The sequence below is a fragment of the Modestobacter excelsi genome, from assembly GCF_005930495.1.
GTDB lineage: Bacteria > Actinomycetota > Actinomycetes > Mycobacteriales > Geodermatophilaceae > Modestobacter > Modestobacter excelsi.
The window spans coordinates 1-21020 of the sequence record NZ_SJEX01000090.1 but is presented as its reverse complement, the minus strand read 5'-3'; the positions used below and the strand labels follow the sequence as shown (position 1 = coordinate 21020).

At 75.4% G+C, this 21020-nt stretch carries 18 protein-coding genes; 3 read left to right on the top strand and 15 right to left on the bottom strand.

Going from position 1 to position 21020, the window contains the following annotated elements:
• Together FHL80_RS21645 and FHL80_RS21640 are read right to left on the bottom strand one after the other, a co-directional pair.
• Positions 1-1349, bottom strand: a 1349-nt coding sequence (locus FHL80_RS21645; RefSeq protein WP_138735413.1) for a hypothetical protein, incomplete at its 3' end; no start/stop codon positions are given.
• 326 nt (positions 1350-1675) lie between these two features.
• On the bottom strand, positions 1676-2959 hold the full coding sequence (locus FHL80_RS21640) for a competence/damage-inducible protein A (RefSeq protein WP_138735412.1): 1284 nt from the start codon (positions 2957-2959) through the stop codon (positions 1676-1678).
• Positions 2960-3085: 126 nt separating this feature from the next.
• Here FHL80_RS21640 and FHL80_RS21635 point away from each other — a divergent pair, with 126 nt between their 5' ends.
• A complete protein-coding gene (locus FHL80_RS21635; protein WP_138735411.1) occupies positions 3086-3820 on the top strand; it encodes a hypothetical protein in 735 nt (244 codons plus the stop codon).
• Complete coding sequence (locus FHL80_RS21630; protein ID WP_138735410.1) at positions 3817-4152, top strand: hypothetical protein; 336 nt, start codon at positions 3817-3819, stop codon at positions 4150-4152. The genes FHL80_RS21635 and FHL80_RS21630 overlap by 4 nt, the downstream gene beginning before the upstream one ends.
• Here the strand turns inward: FHL80_RS21630 and FHL80_RS21625 are convergent.
• From FHL80_RS21625 to FHL80_RS21605, 5 genes are all read right to left on the bottom strand, one after another.
• Positions 4133-6052, bottom strand: a complete 1920-nt coding sequence (locus tag FHL80_RS21625) for a SpoIIE family protein phosphatase (protein ID WP_216870944.1) — start codon at positions 6050-6052, stop codon at positions 4133-4135. The genes FHL80_RS21630 and FHL80_RS21625 overlap by 20 nt on opposite strands.
• 94 nt (positions 6053-6146) lie before the next feature.
• Positions 6147-7844 carry a serine/threonine protein kinase gene (locus tag FHL80_RS21620; RefSeq protein WP_138735408.1) on the bottom strand — a complete coding sequence of 566 codons (1698 nt, stop codon included), beginning with the start codon at positions 7842-7844 and terminating at the stop codon, positions 6147-6149.
• A gap of 147 nt (positions 7845-7991) precedes the next feature.
• The gene (locus tag FHL80_RS21615; protein WP_138735407.1) at positions 7992-9098 is read right to left on the bottom strand and encodes a glycerate kinase family protein; all 1107 of its coding nucleotides are present in this window, start codon (positions 9096-9098) and stop codon (positions 7992-7994) included.
• Between the two features lie 23 nt (positions 9099-9121).
• Positions 9122-10510: an MFS transporter gene (locus tag FHL80_RS21610; RefSeq protein ID WP_216870943.1), complete on the bottom strand. Its 1389-nt coding sequence runs from the start codon at positions 10508-10510 to the stop codon at positions 9122-9124.
• Positions 10507-11706, bottom strand: a complete 1200-nt coding sequence (locus tag FHL80_RS21605) for a thiolase family protein (protein ID WP_138735406.1) — start codon at positions 11704-11706, stop codon at positions 10507-10509. The genes FHL80_RS21610 and FHL80_RS21605 overlap by 4 nt, the downstream gene beginning before the upstream one ends.
• Positions 11707-11793: 87 nt before the next feature.
• On the opposite strand from FHL80_RS21605, the gene FHL80_RS21600 reads away from it, so the two are divergent.
• Positions 11794-12237, top strand: coding sequence for a winged helix-turn-helix transcriptional regulator (locus FHL80_RS21600; protein WP_138735405.1), 444 nt, complete (start codon positions 11794-11796; stop codon positions 12235-12237).
• A gap of 2 nt (positions 12238-12239) precedes the next feature.
• Here the strand turns inward: FHL80_RS21600 and FHL80_RS21595 are convergent, their stop codons facing one another.
• From FHL80_RS21595 to FHL80_RS21560, 8 genes are all read right to left on the bottom strand, one after another.
• Positions 12240-12989 carry an SDR family oxidoreductase gene (locus FHL80_RS21595; protein WP_138735404.1) on the bottom strand — a complete coding sequence of 250 codons (750 nt, stop codon included), beginning with the start codon at positions 12987-12989 and terminating at the stop codon, positions 12240-12242.
• Complete coding sequence (locus FHL80_RS21590) at positions 12986-14350, bottom strand: NAD(P)/FAD-dependent oxidoreductase (protein ID WP_138735403.1); 1365 nt, start codon at positions 14348-14350, stop codon at positions 12986-12988. The genes FHL80_RS21595 and FHL80_RS21590 overlap by 4 nt, the downstream gene beginning before the upstream one ends.
• A gap of 46 nt (positions 14351-14396) precedes the next feature.
• Positions 14397-15671: an iron uptake transporter deferrochelatase/peroxidase subunit gene (gene efeB / locus FHL80_RS21585; protein WP_138735402.1), complete on the bottom strand. Its 1275-nt coding sequence runs from the start codon at positions 15669-15671 to the stop codon at positions 14397-14399.
• A gap of 13 nt (positions 15672-15684) precedes the next feature.
• A complete protein-coding gene (gene efeO / locus FHL80_RS21580; protein ID WP_138735401.1) occupies positions 15685-16833 on the bottom strand; it encodes an iron uptake system protein EfeO in 1149 nt (382 codons plus the stop codon).
• Entirely contained in the window at positions 16814-17722 is a 909-nt protein-coding gene (gene efeU / locus FHL80_RS21575) for an iron uptake transporter permease EfeU (RefSeq protein ID WP_138735400.1), read from the bottom strand. Before efeU ends, efeO begins: the two co-directional genes overlap by 20 nt.
• A 101-nt stretch (positions 17723-17823) precedes the next feature.
• The gene (locus tag FHL80_RS21570) at positions 17824-19470 is read right to left on the bottom strand and encodes a class I adenylate-forming enzyme family protein (protein WP_138735399.1); all 1647 of its coding nucleotides are present in this window, start codon (positions 19468-19470) and stop codon (positions 17824-17826) included.
• Between the two features lie 8 nt (positions 19471-19478).
• Positions 19479-20447, bottom strand: a complete 969-nt coding sequence (locus FHL80_RS21565; protein WP_138735398.1) for a cyclase family protein — start codon at positions 20445-20447, stop codon at positions 19479-19481.
• Between the two features lie 89 nt (positions 20448-20536).
• Positions 20537-20950 carry a PaaI family thioesterase gene (locus FHL80_RS21560; RefSeq protein WP_138735397.1) on the bottom strand — a complete coding sequence of 138 codons (414 nt, stop codon included), beginning with the start codon at positions 20948-20950 and terminating at the stop codon, positions 20537-20539.
• Positions 20951-21020 lie beyond the last annotated feature (70 nt).

Sequence of the window (21020 nt, the reverse complement as noted above, 5' to 3'; positions counted from 1 at the left end):
TCTCCGAGCCCCAGCTGTCCGGCGGCGGTCCGGTGCGCGGAGTCCACCGCGACACAGAGGCCGGACAGCTGGGGCTCGGAGACAGCCCCTGGGGCGCTGGCGGACGGGGTGACGGCGGAGGGGGCGGCCACGGCCGTCGCAGGACTCGGGATCGGCATGACCGCGGGGACCACAGCGGCGGGGGAGACGGCGGCCGCAGGTTCCACGGGCGGGGCGGCATCCGGTGCGGCGGCCGGCGTCGCGGGCACCGGCGTCGCGGGGGCCGGCGCCGCCGGGTCAGCTGTCGTGGGGTCGGTCGTCGTGGGGTCGGTCGTCGTGGGGTCGGTCGTCGTGGGGCTCTCCGGCACGGCGACCGCAGGGGTCGCCTCCACCGGCGGCACGACCAGCGGGTCCAGCACCTCGGTGCCGATCGGCAGCGGGACCGCAGGCAGCGGGACGACGAGCTGACCGACCACCGGGAACAGCAGGAGGTCCGGCACCTCGACCACCACGACCACGGGGGCCGAGACCGGAGGCACCCAGACCGGCGGCAGCGTGACGTCAGGCAGGGGCTTCACGGACACATCGGGCACCGGCAGGTCCGGCACCGAGACCACGAGCACCGGCACATCCGGCACGGGCATCACAGGCACCGGCAGATCCGGTACCGAGATCGGGGGCAACGAGAACGGCGGTACCGGAATGTCCGGCACCAGGACCTCCGGCACGGTCACGGCCGGCACTGGGACGTCCGGCACGGTCACGTCCGGCACCGGGACATCCGGCACAGCCACGTCCGGCACCGGCTGCACAGGCAGGTCCGGCACCGGGACATCCGGCGCGTCTGGCACGTCCAGCACGTCCGGCGCCGAGATAACGGGCACCTGCACATCCGGCACGGGGATCGGCGGCACCGGCACATCGGGCTCGGGGACCGGCGGCAAGAAGAGCGGCGGTACCGGAGGGTTCGGCACCGGGACATCCGGCACCGGCTTCTCCGGGGCACCTGGGACCGGCACGCCTGGCACCGGCACGCCCGGCACCGGCATGTGGTGCACCGGCACGCCCGGCACCGGCACGCCCGGCACCGGCACGCCTGGCCCCGGCATGTGGTGCACCGGGACATCAGGCACCGGCTTCGTGGGAACGCCGTGCACCGGCACATCCGGCACCGGGACCTCCGGCACAGACACGTCCGGCACAGACACGTCCGGCACAGACACGTCCGGCACAGACACGTCCGGCAGAGCTGGCGCTGCATCGGCCGGCGGCGGATCAGCCGGTCCAGGGCCGGCCGACGGAGAGGGTGCCGGCGAGGGATCCGCCGGCACGACGTCGGCCGGAACGCCGTCCGTCGCCGTGGCGGCCACCGTCGCCACCACGGCGCCCAGTGGATCCCCGGGGGGCACGTCGTCCGCGACCGCCGTCCCCGAGGCGAGGCCGATCGCCAGACACCCACCCGTGGTCAGGCCGGCGGTCACCACGAGCCGACGGAACCACGACCGGCGCGAGCGGGTGTGCTGACGAGCAGCACTCCCGGTCACCGGCATGGGTGAACGTTCCTCCACCCCACCAGAACGGCAGAACCGGAGCTGGTGACACGTGGACGTTCACGAGCCGGAGATCGGGATGGCGTGACCGAGCGTCCGCGCGCCGCTGTGTCGCGTGACGGGCTGTTCCACGTGGAACGGCTGCCTCAGGCGGGCGGCCCGCCCAGCAGCAGCTGGCGCAGCAGGTGCACGGCGAGCGTCGCCGTCCGCTGCCGGACAGCATCGCGCGAGCCGGGCAGGACGACCGACTTCGTGAGGGTGCCCTCGGGCCCCACGACCGCGAGGTGGACGGTGCCCACCGGCTTCTCCGCGGTACCGCCGCCCGGCCCTGCGATGCCGGTGACCCCGACCCCGAGATCGGCCCCGAACCGGTCCCGCGCGCCCTCGGCCAGCGCCAGGGCGACCTCCGGGCTGACCGCACCCGATGCGTCCAGGGTCGCGGCCGGCACGTCGAGCAACTGCTCCTTGGCGCTGTTCGCGTAAGCCGCCACACCGCCGAGCACCCATGCCGACGACCCGGGGGCCGCGGTCAGCCGCGCCGTGAGCAGCCCGCCGGTGCACGACTCCCCCACGGCCACCTTCCAGCCGCGGTCGACCAGGGCGCCGGCCACCAGGGCGTCAGGGGTGGGTCCGGTGCTGAACAGGGTGTCGGCGAAGTCGCTCGAGATCGCCTCGGCCAGCCGTGCGTAGGCCGGCTCCGCGTCCGGGGCGTACCGGGTGACGATCTCCACCTCGCCGTCCCGCAGGCACGTGGTGACCTCCAGCCCGGTCAGCTGGTCCTCGACCCGGCGCAGGGACGCCGCCAGCTCGGACTCCGGCGTCCCCCACAGCCGCAGCGTCTGCTGCCGCAGCTCGGTGGCCCCGACCAGCGCCGCCTGCACCGGCTCGGCGGCGAGGGCGGCCGGCCACATGCCCTGCAGCTCGGACGGCGGCCCGGGGAGCACGACCACGGGCGGGCCGCTGCGCCCCCCGGCGACCGGCACCACCAGCCCGGGTGCGGTCCCCACCGGCTCGAGCACGGTCGCCCCCACCGGCACCTGGGCCTGCTTGCGGACCCCGGCCGCCGTGGCCGCCGGGTCCATCCGCCAGCCGCGCCGGGCGCTGAGCCGGGCAACGGCCTCCGCGATCCGCTGCTCGAGGGCCGGGTCGACCTCCGACGGGCGGTCCTGGAACTCCCCGACGACCGCCGCGGTGAGGTCGTCGGCGGTCGGGCCGAGGCCACCGGTGGTGATCACCAGGTCCAGGCCCCCGCCGGCGAGGAAGGCCAGCGCGGAGCGCAGGTCCTCGGGCCGGTCCCCGACGACGACCACCGAGCCGACGTCGACCCCCCGCGCCCGGAGCTCCTCGGCCAGCCAGGGACCGTTGCGGTCGGTGACCCGCCCGGTCAGGACCTCGGTACCGGTCACCACGATGCCCGCACGCACTGCCACGCCCCGACCCTAGGACGCCGCGCGGTTACGGTGACCGCCGGACCGTCAGCACGTGCCCCGCCGGTCCCACCCGGTCGGCGCCGCTGCCGGGGCCGCCGCGCCCCACGCCCGTCACCAGGAGGACAGATGAGCCAGCCCCGCCCGCCGATCCCCGAACCGCAGCCGCACCCGTACGGTTCGCCGGACGACGAGCCGCGCACCCAGTCGATCCTGCTGCCACCGAGTCAGCGCCCCACCACGGATGCTGCCTCCGACGACCCGCCGACCCAGGTGGCGCAGGACTGGACGCCCCCGGCCGGCAGCCATGCGACCGAGCAGCTGCCCGGTCGGGGGACCGGCCCGCTGGACCGCGCCCCCGGCTTTCCCGACCGCCCCCCGGTCACGTCCGGTGGGAGCAGCGCGGCCCTCCCCCCGCCGTCCGCCGGCCCTGGCACCACGCCGGGTGCCCCGCCGGCACCCACCGCATCGACGCCCCGGTCGTCGCGGGCGGCGGTGCAGCGCGCCCGCCGTGGCGGCGCGGTGCTGCTGTCGCTGGGCCTGGCCGTGCTCGCCGTGCTGCTGCTGGAGCTGGGCCTCGCCCTGGGGTTCGGCAGCACGTCGCTGTGGGAGGTCGTGCCGACCTGGTCGGCGTTCGCCACCGTCGCCGCCCTGGTGGTCCTGGTCGCGCCGCTCGGCGCGCTGACCGGCCGGTTGCCGGCGCGCACGGCCTGGCGCACCGGTGCTGCCGGCGCCGCCGCCCTGGCCGCCTTCTGGGTGCTGGTCGCGCTCCCGCTCGCCGCCACCGACCGCGGCTTTTGGCTGACCGCCGCCCTCGGTGCCGCGGCCGCCGCGCTCTGGTCGGTCCCCGGCCGCGCGGAGTGAGCAGCGCCCGGGGCTGGTCCCTGGCCGCGGCCGTGCTCGCCGTCGCCGCCCTCGGCCTGCCCTGGACCGGTCAGCTGCCCGGCGCCTCCTCGCCGAGCCGGGTGGCCGTCGTCGCCGGTCTGGCGCTCGCGGTCGGCGGGCTGCGCAGCGGGCGGGACCGCCTGCTGACCGCAGCGCTGGGCGCGGCCGTCGTGGGCGTCCTGCTCGGTGGGCTGGACCCCACCCCGGGTCGGCTGGCGCTGGCCGGCGCGGCTGCGTGCCTGGTGCTGGCCTGCCGGGCGGCCGGACGGCGGCTGCTGCCCGCGCGGCGGGTCAGGAGCTCGGCGGGCTGACCGCGCTGTGACCCTTCGGCACCCGGGCGGGTCCGGCCTCCGAGGGTCGGGGGCGGTCCTCCGGGTGGGTCCGGACCAGCAGCAGCGCCACGTCGTCCTCCACCGCACCGGCGAGCTCACCGAGCAGCCGGTCGCAGAGCTCGTCCACCGAGAGCTGCGCCCCCGCGGTCAGCACGTCGGCGAGCCAGCGGATCCCGGCGTCCAGCGCGACCCCCCGGCGCTCGACCAGGCCGTCGGTGTAGAAGAGCACCGTCGCGCCCGGGAGCAGCTCCAGGACGTGGTCGGCGCGGGGGGCGCCGGGGTCGAGCCCCAGCAGCAGGTCCGGCTCCTGCTCCAGCACGGTCACCCGGCCGTCGGGGTCCAGCAGCATCGGCGGCGGGTGGCCGGCGTTGCTCCAGCGGAGCAGGCGCACGCCGCGCTCGGCATCTTCCGGGCGCTGCTCGACGGTGGCCAGCACCGCGGTGGCCAGCGTGTCGACCGCCAGGTCGCGCATCGCCCGGTCCAGCGCGGTCAGCACGGTGGCCGGTGACCCCTGGTGGCAGTGCGCCACGCCGCGCAGCACGTTGCGCACCTGCGCCATCGCGGCGGCGGCGTACCGGTCGTGGCCGGTGACGTCGCCGATGACCAGGGCGGTGCGGCCGTCACCGAGCAGGAAGGCGTCGTACCAGTCACCGCCGACCTGCGCCTCGGTCGCCGCCGGCACGTACCGGACGGCGACCTCCAGGTGGTCGGGCTCCGGCGGGTCGGTGAGCAGGCTGCGCTGGAGCACCTCGGCGATGCCCCGGACGGCGTCGTGGCGCGCCTGCTCGGCCTCGCGGGCCCGGATCCGCTCCACGGTCTGCGCGCACTGGGCGGCGAGCGCCAGCAGCAGCTCGAGGTCGGCCGGGTCCAGCGTCGTCGGCGACGTCCACCCCACGCTCAGCGAGCCGATCCGCCGGTCGCCGCTCTCCAGGGGCACCGCCGCCCACGCCTCGACCCCGGTCGTGGCCACCAGCTCGGCGAGCTCGGGGGAGAACGCCTCGCTGCTCGCGCGGTCCGGGAGCAGCACCCGCTCGCCGGTGCGCGCGGCCACGCAGCCGGGGTAGGGCGCCTCCAGCGGCAGCACGGTGTCCGGCCCGACGCCGAGCGGGCTGATGCCCTCGCTGAGCACCAGGCGCAGGTCACCGTCCTCGCAGACGGCGACCGCGCCACCGTGCGCCGAGAGGGCGACCAGGCCCTTCCGGGTCACCACCCGCGCCAGTTCGTCCAGCGTCTCCGCGCGGCCGAGCGCGAGCGCCACCCCGGAGAGCGCGGCGAGCCGCCGGGCGGTGTCGGCCTCGGCCTCCCGTGAGGCGGACAGCTCGGCGGCGCGGGTGAACAGGTCGCTCTCGACCTCCAGCACCCGGCGCTGCCACTTCTTGCCGGTGCCGGCGGGGTGGGCGGCCTGCGCCTGCTGACGCACGTAGTCGGTGATGTCCTCGGCCCGCTGCAGCACGTACCGGCAGCCGCCCGAGCCGTCCGGCACCGGCACGCTGATCAGGCTCCAGAAGCGCTTGGCGAAGCCACCGGACCCGTCCGGGATGTCGTACTCCTGGACCGACATGGTGTGCGGCCGGCCGGTGTCCCGGGCCCGCTCCAGGGACGCCCGCACCTTGGCGACGCCGCCGTCCGCCTCGGCGGCGTTCGGGTTCCCCGGGAAGGCCTCGAAGACGTCCCGGCCAACCAGGTCGGCCAGCTCCCGACCGGTGCTCGCCAGGTAGGCGGGGTTCGCGTCGGCGATGACCAGGTCGGGGGTCAGCACGAGGTAGGGGGTCGGCATCGCGGTGAAGACCGCGGCGTGGTCGACGCCGCCCGGCTGCGCCCCGGGCCCGCCCGCGCGCCAGCCGGTCGCCCTCCCCGGCTCGTCCGCCTGCGTGACCACGGCCCCTCGACCTCTGCGGTCCACCACCTCGGCGCGGCGGCCCGTCCGCGGTGACCATACCGGCGCCGGGCCCGGTGGCACCGCCGTCGCGGCGTCAGCCCTGGACGGGCGTCGCGGTCGGGGTCGGGGGGGCCGGGGTCGTCGACGACGGCGCCGGCGACCCGCCGCCATTGCCGTTGCCGTTGCCGTTGCCGTTGCCGTTGCCGTTGCCGCCATTGCCGTTGTTGGCGTTGCCGCCGTGCCGGCCGGGGCCGGCCGGGGCCTCGTCGGAGTCGGTGCCGGGCGCCGGCGACGACGTGCTGGACGAGGAGGTGTCGGTCGGCGTCGGGGTCGACGCGGCCGACGGGGTGGAGGTCACGATCGGGGTCGGGGTCGGTGCCGGTGTCGGCGTCGGGACCGCGGACGGGGTCGGCGCGGCCTTCGTCGAGGGCTGGACGACGGCCTCGGCCGGCGTCCGCGGGGCGGTCTGCACGGTGCTGCTGCGGGTCTGCGGCGCCACCGCGTACGTGACCAGCACGGTCTGGCCGGCCTCCAGCCGGACCGACAGCGGGGCGACGTCGACGACGGTGTCCGGGTCGGCGTCGTCGCTCGTCACGGTCTCCAGCTGCACGACCAGGCCCATCGCCTCCAGCTGCGCCTGGACGGCGTCGACCGGGCGGCCCAGGTAGTCCGCGGACTCGAGCACCAGCGCCTCGGGCGTGGGGGCCGGCGGGCCGGTGACCTCGGCGGCCGTGGCAGTGGTCGTCGGGTCGGTGGGCAGCACGGCCTGCTGCACGGCGGCGGCGATCCCGGCACCGACGAGCAGCGCGACCAGGGGCACCAGCAGCCGGCCCACCCGGCCCTGCTGCGCCGGCGGCCGGCTCGCGGACGCCGTCGACGCCCCGGCCAGGGCGGCGGCGTCGGGGAGCAGCCAGAAGCTCTGCGTGTCGGTGTGCTGCACCGGCGGCAGCTGCCGGCCGGCCAGCAGCTCGTCGATGGCGGCGACGAACGCCGCGCCGTCGGGGTAGCGCTGGACCGGGTCCTTGACCGTGGCGTGCTCGATGAGCGTGCGGACCCCGGCCGGGACCTCCGCCGGCAGCGGGTCCGGGGAGTCGCGGAGGTGCCGCAGCGCGATGGTGACCGAGTTGTCGCCGTCGAAGGCGCGCCGCCCGGCCAGGCACTCGTAGCCGACCATGCCCAGGGCGTAGACGTCGCTGGCGGTGCTCGCGTGCGCTCCCGCGGCCTGCTCGGGCGAGAGGTAGGACGCGGTGCCGACGACCTGGCCGGTCTGGGTGAGCGGGACGCTGCCGGCCGACCAGGCGATGCCGAAGTCGGTGATCTTGACCGTGCCGTCCCAGCGGACGAGCACGTTGCCCGGCTTGACGTCCCGGTGCACGACACCGGCCTCGTGGGCCGCGGCCAGCGCCGAGGCGGTCTGCCGCAGGACGTCGAGGGTGCGGTCGGTGCCCAGGCTGCCCACCCGGGCCAGCAGCGTCGAGAGGGACTCCCCCTCGACGAGCTCCATCACCAGGTAGGCCAGGTGCTCGCCGGAGCCGTCGATCGCCGGCACCTCGCCGTAGTCGTAGACGGCGGCGATGTTGGGGTGGCTCAGCGCGGCGGCGTGGGTGGCCTCGGCGCGGAACCGGGCGAGGAAGGTCGCGTCACCGGTGTACTCGCTGCGCAGCACCTTGACGGCGACCGGCCGGCCGAGCAGCTGGTCGTGGGCGCGCCAGACCTGGCCCATCCCGCCGGCGGCCAGCATGGACTGGAGCTCGTAGCGGTCGGCGAGGACCCTCCGCTCGGGCTCCACCACGTCGCGCCGTCCCCTCGTCCTGCCTGCTCGTCCGGTACGCACCCCAGCCGACCTGGCGCTGGCGGGCTGGACGCACCGCGGGGATGATGCCCCGCGGGGGCGTGCGTACACATGCGTTCGGGCAGCTGGGGAGCATTGGGCCGAACGTCACACCGTGACGGACTGTTCCCGGGCCAGCCGGGATCCCGCCACGGAGAGCCACCGCGCGGGGTCGCTCATCGCGCCGTCGACGGATCCGGCCAGGTCGGTCAGGGACAGCGCCCGGTGCACCGGCAGCCTCCCGCCCTCCTCGACGGCGACCCGGCCCGCGACGACCGCCACCGGCACACCGGCCCGGCCGGCCCGGTCGACGAGGTCGCCGACGACCTTGCCGCGCAGCGACTGGGCGTCGAACTGCCCCTCGCCGGTGACCACGAGGGCCGCGCCGGCCAGGGCCTCATCGAGGCCGGCAGCGGCGGCGACCGCCTGCGCGCCGCTGACGAACCGTGCCCCCCAGCACGCGGCGAAGCCGTAGGCGGTGCCGCCGGCCGCGCCGGCACCGGGTGCGTCCCGGTCACCGCCGAGCCGGTCGGCCAGCCGGGCCAGGGCGGCGTCCAGCGCGGCGACCTGGTCGGGAGCCGCGCCCTTCTGCGGGCCGAACTGGCCGGCCGCCCCCAGCGGACCGAGCAGCGGCGCGGTGACGTCGACCAGGCACTGCACCCCGCCGGCCGGCGGCGGGGTCAGCCCGGAGAGGTCCACCCGGTCCAACCGGGCCAGCGCTCCCCCACCGGGCGTCAGCTCCGCGCCGTCGGCGTCCAGGAAGCGGGCACCGAGGGCGCTGAGCGCGCCGGTGCCGCCGTCGGTGGTGGCCGAGCCGCCCAGGGTGAGCAGCACCCGGTGCACGCCGGGGTCGGCGACGACGGCGGCCAGCAGCTCGCCCAGCCCGCGGGTGGTGGCGCCGAGCGGGTCGGGCCGGGCCAGCAGCGGCAGCCCGGCGGCGCGGGCCATCTCGACCACCGCGGTGCCGTCGGGGAGCAGCAGCCAGGCGGCCTCCACCGGGCGGCCGTCCGGCCCGCTCACCGCGGCGCTGCGCCAGCAGCTGTCCGGGACGTCGTGACCCAGCGCCTCGAGCGTGCCCTCGCCGCCGTCGGCCAGCGGCAGGGTGAGCACCTCGTCGTCGGGCCGCTCGGCCCGCCAGCCGGCGGCGAGCGCCTCCGCGGCGGCGGCGGCACCGAGGGTGCCCTTGAAGGAGTCCGGTGCCACGACGACCCGCATGAAGCGACCCTAGGGCCGCGGGGTCAGCGGATGCGTGCCGGCCGGATCACGGCGACCAGCAGCGCGCCGAGCAGCGTGACCACCGCACCACCCAGCGCGGCCCGGTCCCAGCCGGCGAGCAGCCCCTCCGTCGTCCCGGCCGGGGAGCCGGCGCCGACGACCAGCACGACGAGGGTCACGCCGATGGCGGCGCCGAGGTAGCGGGCGGTGTTGTTGGCCCCGCTGCCCATCCCGGCCCGGGCCGCGGGCACGTACGCCACGGCCTCGCGGCCGAGGGCGGCGTTGGCCGCGCCGTAGCCGACCCCGAGGACGACCAGCCCCGGCAGCAGGCGGGCCCCGGAGGCGTCCTCGCCGAGGACGGCGTAGCCGGCCAGGCCGACCGCGCAGACGGCCAGCGCCAGGGCCAGCAGGACCCGGCCGTCGAGCCCGGGCAGGAACCGGACGCCCAGCGCGGTGGCCGTGCTGACCGCCGACCAGACGAGCACCAGCAGGGTGGCGGTGAGCAGGCTCTCGCCCAGCCCCCGCTGCAGCACGGTGGGCACGTAGGAGCTCAGCCCCACCACGGTCGCGCCGGTGACGAAGGCGCCCACGGTCGCGGCCAGGAAGCCGGGGATGCGGAACAGCCGCAGGTCGATCATCGGCGCGACCTGGCGCAGCTCGGCGGGGACGAACGCCGCGAGCAGCAGCACCCCGAGGGCCAGCAGGACGACGACCGGCAGCTGCCTCCAGCCCGTGCGGGACTGCACCAGCCCGGCCAGCAGGGCGCTGATCCCGCCCGCGAGCAGCAGGATCCCGGCGATGTCCACCCGCCGGTCGGCCCGCCCGCCGGACTCCGCGAGCACCCGCTGCGCGGCGACGGCGAGGACGACGGCCGCCGCCGCGGTGGCCCAGTACGTCGTCCGCCAGCCCTCGCCCGGGTCCAGCCCGGCGGCGATGAGCCCACCGAGGCCGGTGCCGGCCCCGACGCTGGCTCCCCAGACGGCGGCCGCGCGGGACCGGGCCGGGCCGGCGGGGAAGGCGTGGCCGATCAGCCCGAGCGCGCAGGCGACCACCGCCGCACCGCCGACGCCCTGCAGCAGCCGGCCGGTGATGACCAGCGCGGGCGAGGACGCCGCGGCGACGACGACCGCGCCCACGCCGAGCACGCCGAGACCCCCGGCGAACACCCGCCGCCGGCCGAGGTCGTCGGCGAGCACGCCGGCGGTGAGCAGCGCGGCGGCCAGGCCGACGCTCATCGCGCTGAGCAACCAGGCCTGCGCGCCCGGGCCGGCGTCGAGGTCGGCCGTCGTCCGGACGCCGGTGGCCAGCGGGGTGACGAAGGTGACCAGCACCAGCAGGGTGGCCAGCGACGCCATCAGCAGGGTGCGGGCCTGCTCGGGGGTGGCCCGGACCGGCGCCCCGACGGCGGTCACGCGAGCCGCTCGAGCACGGTCGCGTTGGCCATGCCGCCGCCCTCGCACATCGTCTGCAGCGCGTAGCGGGCACCGCGCTCGGCCATCGCGTCGACCAGCGTGGTCATCAGCCGGGCGCCGCTGGCGCCGAGCGGGTGGCCGAGCGCGATCGCACCGCCGTGCACGTTGGTGCGGGCCGGGTCGGCGCCGGTCTCGGCCAGCCAGGCGAGCACGACCGAGGCGAACGCCTCGTTGACCTCGAACAGGTCGATGTCGGCCAGCCCGAGCCCGGCCCGCTGCAGCACCTTCGCCGTCGCCGGGATGACCCCGGTGAGCATGAGCAGCGGGTCGTCGCCGGTGACGGCGGTGGAGTGCAGCCGCGCCCGCGGGGTGAGGCCGAGCTCGCGGGCCTTCTCGCTGGTGGTGATCAGCAGCGCCGCGCTGCCGTCGTTGACCGGGCTGCTGTTGCCGGCGGTGACCTTCCAGTCCAGGTCGGCGAAGCGGGCCGCCTCGGGCAGGTGCGCGAAGGCCGGCCGCAGCCCGGCGAGCACCTCGGCGGTGGTGCCCGGGCGGACCGACTCGTCGCGGTCGACGAGGGTGACGCTGCCGTCGTCCGCGCGGACCTTGACCGGGGCCAGCTGGCGGTCGAAGAGCCCGTCGGCAGCCGCCTGTGCGGCGCGGGCGTGGCTGCGGACGGCGAACTCGTCGAGCCGCTCCCGGGACAGCCCCCAGCGGTCGGCGATGAGCTCGGCGCTGATGCCCTGCGGCACCATGCCCTCGGGGTAGCGGGCGCGGAAGTCGCTGCCCTTGGTGTCGTCGGCGGCGGTGAACGCCGACCACATCGGCACCCGGCTCATCGACTCCACGCCGCAGGCGACGACGACGTCGTAGGCCCCGGCGATCACGCCCTGGGCGGCGAAGTGCACCGCCTGCTGGCTGCTGCCGCACTGCCGGTCGACGGTGGTGGCCGGCACCGACTCGGGGAACCCGGCGGCCAGGACGGCGCTGCGGGTGGTGTTCTGCGCCTGCTCGGCGACCTGGGAGACGGTGCCGCCGATGACGTCGTCGACCAGGGCGGGGTCGATGCCGGTCCGCTCGACGAGCGTGCGCAGCGAGTGGGCGAGCAGGTCGACGGGGTGCACGGCGGACAGCGCGCCGCCGGGCTTGCCCTTGCCCACCGGTGTCCGGACGGCTTCGACGATGACGGCGTCGCGCATGGTCGTCTCCTGACTCGCGTCGGTTCGATTTCCCAACTGAGGGTCTGGACGTTAGCGCGCGTCGGTTTGATGTGCAAACCTGTAGGGGTGACACTCGTGTCGGAGCTGCCCGGGCGCTTCTGTTCGATCGCCGCGGCCCTGGAGGTGGTCGGCGACCGCTGGTCGCTGCTCGCCGTCCGCGAGGTCTCCCTCGGCCACCACCGGTTCGGCGAGATCCTCGAGGGCACCGGCGCGCCCCGCGACCGGCTGTCGGCACGGCTGAAGGCGCTGGTCGAGGCCGAGGTGCTGGAGCGGCGGCAGTACTCCGACGCCCCGCCGCGCTCCGACTACCACCTCACCCCGGCCGGCAAGGACCTGCTGCCGGTGCTCCGGTCGCTGATGGCGTGGGGTGACCGCTGGGCGGTGGAGACCCCGCCGGTGACGCTGCTGCACCACGACCACGAGCTGCGGCCGACCACGGTCTGCGGCACGTGCGGTGAGAAGGTGCACGGCGCCGACGTGCACCGGCGGTCGAACACCCCCACCACCTGACCTCAGCGACCCGCGAGCTCCTGCAGGTGCTCGGCGAAGGTGGTCCGGCCGCGCACGAACGGCTCGGCCGGGACCAGGCCGCCGCCGGCCAGCGCCCGGCCGGTCCGGCCGGGCAGCCGCAGGGGGACGACGAGCGCCCGCCGCCCGCGCGCGGCCAGCACCCGGCGGACCATCTCGGTCATCGCCCAGGGCTCCGGGCCGGCCATCGGGGTCGTCCCGCCGGCCGGGGCCTGCCCGACCAGGGTGACCAGGTGCGCGGCCACGTCCGCGGCCGCGACCGGCTGGGTGGCCATCACCGGCACCGGCACCAGCGGTCCTCGGGGTAGCCGGTCGAGGAGCTGCTCGGGGAACTCGTGGAACTGGGTGGCCCGCAGCAGCGTCCACGGCACCGGCCCGGCGGCCAGCAGCTCCTCCTGGCGCCGTTTGCCGCGGTAGTAGGGGACGTCGATGGTGTCCGCGCCGACGATCGACAGGGTCAGCACGTGGCCGACCCGGGCCCGGTCAGCGGCCGACAGCAGGGTGCTGGTCGCGGCGGTGAAGAACCGCACCGACGTCCGGCCGCTGGTCGTGGTCACGTTGCTGACGTCGACGACTGCCCCGGCGCCGGTCAGCGCGTCGTCCAGGCCGGCCCCGGTGGTCAGGTCGACACCCCGGGAGCGCGCCAGCACCACCGGCTCGGCTCCGGCACGGGTCAGCTCGGCGACGACCAGCCGGCCGAGCAGCCCGGTGCCGCCGGCGACCGCGACCCTCACCTCGCTGCTCGCCCGTACAGGCCGGTGCCCTGGGCGGCGGCCAGCTGGGCGTCCTCGGGGCGGATGACGCCGAGCTGGGTGCTCTCCGGCGGCAGCACCGCCTGCCACAGCCAGTCGGCCGCCACCCGCACCCGGTTGGCCATCGAGGGCAGCGCGTAGAGGTGGTAGGCCCGGGTGACGAACTTGGCCGGCGGGCCGGTCAGCGCGACGCCCAGCGGCTTGGCGACGGCGTCCCACCCGCCGAGGTCGGCCACCAGCCCGAGGTCCCGGTGCCGGTACGGCCGCGCGGTGCCCACCCCGAGGCTCGCCGCGATGTTGCGGCCCAGCGCGGTGCCCTGCCGCTGACCGTGCTGGGCGGTCGGCGGGGTGTCCGGCGGGGTCGCCGCGGGCAGCGCCGCCGCCAGGTCGGGGACGGCGGCGGCGTCCCCGGCCGCCCAGACGTCCGGCACGCCGGGCACGGCCATCTCCTCGTCGACCACCAGCCGCCCCCGCCGGGTCGGCAGGCCGAGGTCCGCGACCAGCGGGCTGGGGGCCACCCCGGCGCCCCAGACGAGGGTGCGGGTCGCGACGACCGTGCCGTCGGTGAGCGCGACGCTCCGGTCGTCCGCGGCCGTCACCGTGACCCCCAGCCGGACGTCGATGCCCCGGGCGCGCAGCAGGTCCAGTGCGTGCCGGCCCAGCTCCGGGCCGAGCTCGGGCAGCACCGTCTCGGCGAGGTCGACCAGGATCCAGCGCACGTCCTCGGCGCCGGTCCGGCTCCACCGGCTCTCGATGGTCCGCAGCCACCGCTGGGTCTGCGCGACGAACTCCGTGCCGGTGTACCCGGCCCCGACCGCGACGACGGTGAGCATCTCCCGGCGGCGCGCCCGGCCCTCGTCGGTGTCCGGCTCGGCGTCCGCGGCGTCCAGCAGGTGCAGCAGGTGGTCGCGGATGTAGACCGCCTCGACCAGCGTCTTCAGCCCCCGGGCGTGCTCGGCGACGCCCGGGATGTCGAACTGCCGGGTGACCGAGCCCGGCACCAGGACCAGCCGGTCGTACGGCTCGCGCCAGGTCTCGGCGTGCCCGGCGGCCGTCACCGGCGTGACGCTCACCGACCGGCCGCCGATGTCGACCGCGTTGACGTGCCCGAGCAGCAGCCGCACCCGGGGCAGCGCGCGGCGCAGCGAGACGGCGATGTGCCGCGCCTCGATGACGCCGGTCGCCACCTCGGGCAGCAGCGGGCTGTAGAGCAGGTAGTCGGTGGGGCTCACCAGCACCAGCTCGGCCTGCTCGGGCGTCAGGTGCTTCTGCAGGTACCGCAGCGCGTAGAAGCCGGCGAACCCGCCACCGACGACGACGACCCGGGGGGTGCGATCGGCCATGGTGACCAGCCTGGCGGCCCCGGTCAGGTCCCGTCCAGTGCACCGCTCAGCTGAACAGCGCGCGGCCCCACCAGTCGTCGTCCCCGGTGACCCCGGGCGGGCAGGCGAAGACCGCCGACGACGTGTGCTGGATGTACTCGTTCATCGCGTCCATCCGGAGGTTCTTCTGCACCTGCACGAACCCGGTCCCCGGGTCCCGCTGGTAGGCGATGAAGAACAGCCCGGCGTCCAGCCGGCCCAGCCCGTCCGAGCCGTCGACGAAGCTGTACCCGCGCCGCAGGATCGCCGTCCCGGAGTTGGTCGGGTGCGCCAGGAAGACGTGCGAGGTCTGCGGGACGGCGAACTCGCCGTCCACCTGCGTGGTGAAGTCGACCGGGTCGAACTCGCCGCGCTGACCCAGCGGGGCGCCGGCCTTCTTGGTCCGGCCGATGGTCGCCTCTTGCTCGGCGAGCGTGGAGGTGTCCCAGGGCTCGATCCGCATCCGGATCCTGCGGGTCACGACGTAGGAGCCACCGGCCAGCCAGTCCGCCCCCGGGTCGCCGTCGGCCACCCAGACGAACTGGTCGAGCGCCTTGGGGGCCTCGGCCTTGAGGTTGTCGGTGCCGTCCTTGAAGCCGAACAGGTTGCGCGGGGTGGCCTGCGCGCTGGAGGTCGACGACGTGCGGCCGAAGCCCAGTTGCGACCAGCGGACGCTGACCACCCCGGCGCCCAGGCGGACCAGGTTGCGGACCGCGTGCACCGCGACCTGCGGGTCGTTGGCGCACGCCTGCACGCACAGGTCGCCACCGCTGATCGCCGGGTCGATGGCGTCACCCGGGAAGCCCGGCAGCTCGGTGAGCGGCTCGGGACGACGGGCGGCCAGGCCGAACCGGTCCACGCCGTCGGCGGTGCTGAACAGCGTCGGTCCGAAGCCGACGGTGAGGGTCAGGCCGCTGGCCGGCAGCCCCAGGGCCTCCCCGGTGTCGTCGGGGACGTCGTACTGGCCGCCGTCCACCGCGCCGACCTCGCCGGCGTCCTGGCCGGCGGTCATCCGGCGGGCGGCCGCTGTCCAGGCCTGGAGCATCTCGACCAGCTCGGCGCGGTCGTCGGTGATGACGTCGAAGGCGACGAAGTGCAGCCGGTCCTGCGCCGGGGTGACGATCCCGGCCTGGTGCGCCCCGCTGAACGGCACGGCGTCGGTGGCCGCCACCGCGGCGGTGGCGGGTTCCTCCGCGGTGGCGCGCCCGATCACCCCGCCGGCGGCACCGGCGGCGAGGACACCGGCGGTACCGGCACCGGCGAGGCCGAAGAAGCGGCGCCGCGACAGACCGTCACTGCTCATCTGGGTTGTGAACTCACTTCCCCGCGACGACCGAGGCCACCTGGCTGACCGACTCGGTCAGGGCGGTGATGCTGTCACTCAGGCCGCGCAGCTGGTCATCGGTCAGCTGGTCGTAGGACTGCCAACCATCGCCCGCCCGGTGCTGTTCCAGCTCCGCCTCGGTCGCGGCGAACCGGTCGTCGATCTCGCCGACCAGCTCCGGGTCGGCCTCCTCCAGGTACGGGCGCAGCGCCTGGACGGCGGCCTCCGACCCCTCGAGGTTCGCGGCGAAGTCCCAGAGGTCGGTGTGCGAGTACCGGTCCTCCTCGCCGGTGATCTTCCCGGTGGCGATCTCGTCGAGCAGGCCCTTGGCGCCGTTGGCCAGCTGGAGGGGCGACAGCTGCACGTCGTTCGACCGGGTGGCGATCTCCTGCACGTCGGTGAGCAGCTGGTCGGCGTAGGGGCCCATGTCCGAGACGTCGCCGGTCTCCCAGAGCGCCTTCTCGATCCGGTGGAACCCGGTGAAGTCCTCGCCCTCGGCCTGGTCGCCCTCCCGGCCGTCGATGACGGGGTCGAGGTCGCCGAAGCTCTCCGCGACCGGCTCGATCCGCTCCCAGTAGGTGCGGGCCACCGGGAACAGCGCCTTGGCCCCCGCGATGTCGCCGGCCTTGACCGCGTCGACGAACGCGGTGGTCTGCTCCACCAGCGCCCCGGTCTGGCTCTGCACGTAGCGCTGGTAGTCGGTGCCGGCCTGGGCCAGCGTCGCGTCCTGGTCCAGCGTGGCCGCCTCCCCGGTGACGGTCAGCGCGGTGCGGATCCCGTCACCGACCATGCCGGGCTTGCACGCGGTCTCGTAGTCCCCGGCCGGGAGCTCGACCCGCAGCTCGCGCGCGACCCCGGGGGCGATGTTCTCGACCTCGCCCATCACCCGGTCGCCGTCGGCGTAGACGTAGAACTCGGTGACCTTGCTGCCGGTGTTGGTCACGGTGAACTGGTGGACCCCGGCCTCGAGGTCGCTGCTGGCCACGTCGCAGGCGTCGTCGGTGGCGGCCACCGCGATGGCGTCGGCGGCGCCGTCCGAGCCGGCGGACGACGGGTCGCCGCCTCCGCAGGCGGCCAGGGTGAGCGCGGTCAGCCCGGTGAGGCCGACGACGGACAAGCGCTTACGAGCGGGCTTGGACATGCTGCGGGGTCTCCGAGACGACGTTGGGGGCGTGCGGCGCCGTGTCGGCGGCCGGCTTCTCGCGATCGGGCGAACGGGTGGCGCGAGCTGGGAGCAGGAAGAGCGTGAGCACCGGCAGCAGGTAGGCGAGCCAGGCGATCGTCTCCAGCACGGTGGGCTGGGGCGTGATGTTGAACAGGCCGGCGGCCAGCGCGCCGTACCAGCTGCCGGGGTCCAGCCAGCCGGTGGCGTCGAAGGCGTGGTGGGTCAGACCGGGGAGGACGCCGGCCTCCTGGAAGTCGTGCACCGCGTACTTGAAGATGCCGGCGGCGACGAGCACCAGCAGGGCGCCGCTGACCATGAAGAACCGGGAGAGGTTGATCCGGATCGCGCCGGCGTAGAGGCCCACCCCGAGGACGACGGCGGTGACGATGCCCGCGGCGAGGCCGAGCAGCGGCGCCGAGGAGGTCGCGCCCTGCGCGGAGGCGAAGAACAGCAGCGTCGTCTCCAGGCCCTCGCGGGCCACGGAGAGGAACGCGATGCCGACCACCGCGCCCACGCCCAGGCCGATCGCGCCGTCCAGCCGGCCGCGCAGCTCGCCGGAGAGCCTGCGGGCGGTGCGGCGCATCCAGAACACCATCCAGGTGACCAGCGCGACCGCGATGGTGGAGGTGATGGCGTCGAACAGCTCCTGGCCGGGCCCGCCGAGCACCGTGGTGGACACGTAGCTCAGCGCCCAGCCGAAGCCGATCGACAGCGCCGCCGCGGCACCGACCCCGGCCCACACCGGCAGCAGGTGCTGGCGCCGGCCGGTCTTGACCAGGTAGGCGATCAGGACGCTGACGATGAGGACCATCTCCAGGCCCTCGCGCAGGCCGATCAGGTAGCTGGCGGCGAAGACCTGGCCCATCGCGGCACCTCCGGAGCAGGGTTCGATCCCTGCGTCCGGCGACGAAGGGCAGCCTCACCTTAGGTGAGGCTGCCCCCGGTCGTACACGGGGGTGCCGCGGATCACTCGCGCAGCTGCCGTCGCAGGATCTTGCCGGTGACGGTCTTGGGCAGCTCGTCGACCAGCACCACCGAGCGGGGGTACTTGTAGGCCGCCATCCGCTGCTTGCAGTGCGCGATGAGCTCCTCGGGGGTCACCGTCGCGCCGGGCTTGACGCTGACGAAGGCCTTGACGGTCTCCCCGCGCTTCTCGTCGGGCACGCCCACCACCGCCGACTCCCGGACGGCGGGGTGCTCGGCGAGCACGTCCTCCACCTCACGCGGCCACACCTTGTAGCCCGAGGCGTTGATCATGTCCTTCTTGCGGTCGACGATGAAGACCCAGCCAGCGGGGTCCATGAAGCCGACGTCGCCGCTCTTGAGCGCTCCACCGGGCAGGTTCGCCGCCGTCTCCTCCGGCTTGCCCCAGTAGCCGGCGACGACCTGCGGCCCGTCGGCCACGATCTCGCCGACCTCACCGAGCGGCAGGTCCGTCCCGTCCTCGCCCTGGATGCGGACGACCGTGCTCGGTGCCGGCACCCCGACCGACAGCGCACCCGACGTCGGGTCCACCGGCGAGGGGGACCCGAACGGCGTGACGGTCATCGGCGAGGTCGTCTCGGTGAGCCCGTAGGCGTTGTGCACCTGCTTGCCCGTGGCCTCGAGGAAGGCCTTCTCCGCCGTCGGCGAGATCGCCGCCCCGCCGGAGTAGACCGAGCTGAACGAGGCGAAGTGCTCCTTGCTGAAGCCCGGTGCGTTGAGCAGCGCGGTGAACGCGGTGATCGCCCCGATGGTGAACGTCGGCCGGTGCTCGGCCATCGCGTCCAGCACCACCCCCGGCTCGAACCGGTAGGCCAGCACCAGCGGCGCGGGGGCGAGCATGCTCACCGCGACGTGCCCGATCAGCCCGGTGATGTGGAACAGCGGGGCGATGCCCAGGATGGCGCCGTCCCGGCCCGCGTGGGTCCAGTCCCGGTACACCTGGGCGGTGAAGACCACGTTGCGGTGGGTGTTCATCGCGCCCTTCGGGACCCCCGTCGTCCCCGAGGTGTAGGTCAGGAACGCGACGTCGTCCAGCCCCAGCTCGACCGGCGGCGGGACCTCGCCGCGGTGCTCGGCGAGGAACTCGCCCAGGTCGGTCGTGCCCTCGGGCCGCCGCCGGGCCATGCCGGCGAACAGCCGCTCGTCGTGCCGGGTCTGGAACTCCAGCTCGCTGGTGGTGAGCACCAGCCGCACGTCGGTGTCCGGGACGACGGCCCGCCCGACGTCCTCGTACAGCGCCTCGAGGGCGACCAGCACCGTCGCCCCGGAGTCCTCGAGCAGGTAGGACAGCTCCCGTTCCCGGCTCATCGGGTTGATCGACACCATCACGCCGCCGGCCTTCCAGGTGGCGACCATGGCGATCACGAACTGCGGCACGTTCTGCAGGTACACGGCCAGCCGGTCACCGGCGGCGAACCCGGAGGCCAGCAGCCCGGCGGCGAGGGCGTCGCTGAGCTCGTCGAGCTCCTGCCGGGTGATCGTGCCGTCGAAGTACCGCAGCGCGACGGCGGACGGGTCGCGGGCCACGCCCGCCCGGAACATCGACAGGGCGTCGTCGAACTCCAGGGTGTAGTCGGCCGGCTGGTCCCCGTAGAGCGCCAGCCAGGGCCGCTCGTCGTAGCTGCTCATCGGATCGGCTACTTGATGGCGACGGGGTTGACCGGCGAGCCGGCCGCCTTGGCGATGTTCAGCGGGGCGGCGACGTAGAGGAAGGCGTACCGGCCGTCCTCGGCGCAGTCCGCGGCCAGCCGCTCGAGGTCGGCGATCTCGGTGAGCGTGACGCCGAGGTTGCGCATGAGCGCGCTGTGCAGCACCAGCGCCACCCCGTTGTTGGGGTCCGTGGTGACCTCGTTGGCGATGGTGTCGGTGACCAGGTTGGGGATCTCCATCTCCTGGAACCACCGCACCAGCTCCGGGCTGTAGACCAGCCCGGGCTCGTTGAAGCCCTCGTAGAACGACTCGCCCTGCTCGTGGAACAGCTGCAGGAAGTTGGTCCGGATCACCAGGATGTCCCGCGGCTGGATCTCCACGCCCTGCGCCTGCGCGCAGGCCAGCAGGTCCTCGTGGGTGAAGGTCTCGCCCTTGTCCAGGGTCGGCTTGCCGCGGAACCGGGCCATGTCCAGCAGCACGGCGCGGCCGACGATGCCGCGCTCGGCGATCGGCTGCACGCTGGCCTTGTCCAGGCCGCCGACCGTGCTGCGGGCGTCGTAGCCGTTGTACAGCTGGCCGCCGTACCAGAGGTGGCCCAGCGCGTCGTACTGGGTGGAGCCCTGCAGGTAGGCGTCGATCTTGTCATCGGCGTAGTGCAGGCCGCCGGGGTACACCGCGCCGTTGCCGCCCTCGTCCCAGTTGGACTCGTCGAGCACCTGGATGCGCTCGGCGGGGGTGCGGCCGGGCCAGACCGGGTCGCCCTTCGGGTCACCGATCAGCCGCTGGAGGGTGAACACCTTGCCCGAGCTGACCAGCCGGACCGCGGCGAGGACCTGCTCCGGGCCCAGGTAGTTCAGCGCGCCGACCTCGTCGTCCGACCCCCACTTCCCCCAGTTCGTCGGCGACTCGGCCAGCAGGTCGACGAGGTCGGGCGGGGTGGTCGGGTTCTCGGACACGAGGCCTCCGGAGGGTGGGCCCGGGCTGCGTTGCCCGGGGTCTCCGGGAAACCAACACCCGCCGCCCCGTGGTGTCAATCACACGTCGGTCAGCCGGCCGGGACGACGGTCTTGGTCACCTGCGCGGTCGCCACGAGGGCGCCGTCGACGGTCGCGTCGGCCCGCAGGAAGGCGACCGCCCGGCCGCGGCGCAGCACGGTCCCGCGCAGCTCGACCCGGCGGTCGGCGGAGACCGGGCGCAGCAGCGACACCGACTGGTCGTGGGTGACGGCGTGCTCGTCGTCGGCCAGGTGGGGCATCAGGGCGAGGTAGCCGGCGACGTCGAGCAGCGCCGTCACCACACCGCCGTGCAGCAGCCGCACCTGGTTCTGCGCGGCGGGGCCGACCGGGAACCAGATGCCCGCGGCGGGGTCGGCCGGGTCGAGCAGCTCCACCCCGACGAACCGGTGCAGCGGGATGTCGAGCACGGCCTGGACGCGGGCTCGGGTGTCACGGGGCGCCACGGGGCCTCCTCGGGTCGACGGTGCGGTGCTCGGGGGGAGGCTCCCCCCGCGGCCGCACAGGGCCATGATC

Bases quoted from the DNA above. Each gene is read 5' to 3' on its own strand.
- FHL80_RS21635 (WP_138735411.1), top strand. From the start codon at position 3,086: ATGAGCCAGCCCCGCCCGCCGATCCCCGAACCGCAGCCGCACCCGTAC.
- FHL80_RS21615 (WP_138735407.1), bottom strand. From the start codon at position 9,098: ATGCGGGTCGTCGTGGCACCGGACTCCTTCAAGGGCACCCTCGGTGCC.
- FHL80_RS21605 (WP_138735406.1), bottom strand. From the start codon at position 11,706: ATGCGCGACGCCGTCATCGTCGAAGCCGTCCGGACACCGGTGGGCAAG.
- FHL80_RS21590 (WP_138735403.1), bottom strand. From the start codon at position 14,350: ATGGCCGATCGCACCCCCCGGGTCGTCGTCGTCGGTGGCGGGTTCGCC.
- efeB (WP_138735402.1), bottom strand. From the start codon at position 15,671: ATGAGCAGTGACGGTCTGTCGCGGCGCCGCTTCTTCGGCCTCGCCGGT.
- efeO (WP_138735401.1), bottom strand. From the start codon at position 16,833: ATGTCCAAGCCCGCTCGTAAGCGCTTGTCCGTCGTCGGCCTCACCGGG.
- efeU (WP_138735400.1), bottom strand. From the start codon at position 17,722: ATGGGCCAGGTCTTCGCCGCCAGCTACCTGATCGGCCTGCGCGAGGGC.
- FHL80_RS21570 (WP_138735399.1), bottom strand. From the start codon at position 19,470: ATGAGCAGCTACGACGAGCGGCCCTGGCTGGCGCTCTACGGGGACCAG.